The organism is Dietzia maris (assembly GCF_014144855.1).
Taxonomy (GTDB): domain Bacteria; phylum Actinomycetota; class Actinomycetes; order Mycobacteriales; family Mycobacteriaceae; genus Dietzia; species Dietzia kunjamensis.
Map to the genome: position 1 here is coordinate 1 of NZ_JAALDN010000524.1, position 2,408 is coordinate 2,408.

3 protein-coding genes and 1 pseudogene are annotated in these 2,408 nt (G+C 70.7%); 3 read left to right on the forward strand and 1 reads right to left on the reverse strand.

Features of this window, described 5'->3' with window-relative positions; genetic code table 11:
* A pseudogene (locus G6024_RS15605) lies at positions 1-401 on the forward strand (alpha/beta hydrolase); the annotation flags it as partial.
* A gap of 156 nt (positions 402-557) precedes the next feature.
* Entirely contained in the window at positions 558-1,109 is a 552-nt protein-coding gene (locus G6024_RS15610; protein ID WP_067715464.1) for a YceI family protein, read from the forward strand.
* Positions 1,110-1,251: 142 nt separating this feature from the next.
* Here G6024_RS15610 and G6024_RS15615 read toward each other — a convergent pair whose 3' ends face one another.
* Complete coding sequence (locus tag G6024_RS15615; RefSeq protein ID WP_120286519.1) at positions 1,252-1,848, reverse strand: maltokinase N-terminal cap-like domain-containing protein; 597 nt, start codon at positions 1,846-1,848, stop codon at positions 1,252-1,254.
* A 230-nt stretch (positions 1,849-2,078) separates the two neighbouring features.
* Here G6024_RS15615 and G6024_RS15620 point away from each other — a divergent pair.
* Positions 2,079-2,408, forward strand: a 330-nt coding sequence (locus G6024_RS15620) for a hypothetical protein (protein ID WP_159149122.1), incomplete at its 3' end; no start/stop codon positions are given.

The window sequence follows — 2,408 nt, forward strand, 5'->3', positions numbered from 1 at the left end:
CCGCCAAGGCCGTGGCGGCGACGGGACGCCCCGAACCGCTGCTCCCCCTCGTCGGCCCGCCCGGCTCGAGCGCGCTACTGTCCCTTGACGGGTACGAGGAGGCCTACACCTCCGTCGCCGGGCCGACCTGGCGCAACGAGGTGGGCGCCTCCATCGGCACCGAGCTGGGCTCGTTCCGGCCCGGCCGGCACGCGGAAGACCTCGTCGTCGTCCCCGTGCTGGTCCAGATCGCCGACCTCGACCGCAGTGCCCCACCGCACGCCTCCGCCGCGGCCGCCTTCGCCGCGCGCGCCGAGATCCGGCACTACCCGGGCGACCACTTCGACCTCTTCGCCGGCCGGCCGTGCCACGACCGGGCCGTCGAGCACGCGCTGCACTTCCTCGAGAGGCACGTGGGCTGACCTGCGGCGACACGTGCGTCGGCGATGTCGGCGCACGGTTCCACGGGAGACTTCCCCAGGGTTGTTGACATGTCATAGAGGTCGGCCTATATTGGGTGACACAACAGTTAACTGCTCGGCCCCGCCGGCCGGGCAACCCCACCCGAAGGAGCCACCATGACCGCCAACCTCACCGACCTCACCGGCACCTGGACCCTCGACGACACCCACACCCGCCTGGGCTTCGTCACCCGCCACGCGATGATCACCAAGGTCCGCGGCTCGTTCAACGACTTCACGGGCACCGTCACCGTGCCCGCCGAGGGCATCGAGGGCGCCACCGCCCAGGTCACCATCAACGCCTCCTCGATCGACACCCGCAACGCCGATCGCGACGGCCACCTCAAGTCCAACGACTTCTTCGACATGGAGACGTACCCGGAGATCACGTTCACCTCCACGAAGATCGCCGCCAACGGCTCGGGCGGCGTGGACGTGACCGGCGACCTCACCATCAAGGGCACCACCAAGTCCGTGACCATCCCGTTCGAGTACGAGGGCACCGCCACCGACCCGTTCGGCAACCAGCGCGCCGGCTTCGAGGGCACCACGGTGATCAACCGCAGCGACTTCGACCTCACCTGGAACGCGGCGCTCGAGACCGGCGGCGTGCTGGTCTCCGAGAAGGTCACCCTGGAGATCGAGGTCTCGGCGATCAAGAGCGCCTGACCACTCGCCCGCCACGGCTGGCGGGTCCGCCACCGACCGGCCCCGCCCCACATAGTGCACGCTCGCCCCGGCAATTGCCGGGGCGAGCGTTCCGTTTCTGGGGCGGGGCCGGGCGCGCCGGGCAGGGCCGGGGCCGGAGACCCTAGGAGACGACGGCGAGGACCGCGGTGTGCGAACCGTCCGCGTCCTGCCAGGTCGCGCTGAGCGTGCCCGGCGAGCCGATGAGCGGGCGGTCGGCCTCCGCGTCGTTCTCCTCGGACACGACCCGAATGACGTGCAGAACCGCGTCGGAGCCCTGGGTGATCCCGTCGCCCCCACCGCGGATGTTGACCGGCGACGGCGTGATCGTGCCGTCCTCGACCTGCAGATGGTCGGCCGCGGCGTCGCGGTGGCTGATCACCCGGCGGACCTCGGCGACGTAGACCGGATCCGCCGAGGCGTCATAGACCCAGCGACGGCCGAGCACCGAGTGCTCCATCTCGCCGACCAGCGCGTCACCGGAGTCGTCGAGCTCGGACCCGCGGTAGGTCACGGGCACGTGGAAGGTGCGGGCACCGTCGGTGAGGAGAAACGACTCCATCCCGACCTCGCCGGCGGGATCGACGAACCGGTAGGCGGTCACCTGCTCGAGGCCCTCCGGGTCGCCGTCGAACCACTCCTGGTGGCGGACCCAGGCCCGGAGCAGGTCCAGCTTGCCCGGGTCGAGGACGGCGTCATAGATCTCGGCGGTTCCACTCATGCGCTAAGACTCCCCGAATTCGCCCGGTCCGGCAAACGCGAACCGGGGCTGGTGGGTGTATGAAGAAGAATTCGCGGGAGCGCTGTTCCCGCTGCGTAAGTGGGCAGACCACCCGACCGCGCCGGCCACGCTGTGATGCGGATCACAGCCAGCCAGCGGGGGTGGCCGTTACTGTTACCGCCGTATCGCCGGGGAGATCCCCCGGATCCCGATGGAAAGGTGTGACCCCCATGAAGAAGACCATCGCCGTGATCGGTTCCGCTGCCGCCCTGTCCTTCGCCGGTGCCGGCCTCGCCGCCGCCGAGGAGGCCGCCGACCCGACGCAGGACGCCGGCACCACCGAGACCGGGGGCGAGTTCGACGAGGTCGAGACCCCCGCCGAGGTCTCCGACATCGCCGCGCAGCTGTGCGGCACCATCTCCGCCTACGACTTCCTCGGCTCCGCCGAGGGCGTGGTGCCCGGCCTGAGCGGCGAGGCGTGCGAGGCCAACGCCACCGCCGCCGTCGCGGCCGCGTTCTCCGGTGACATCTCCGGCGCCATCGACATCCTCCGCGGCATC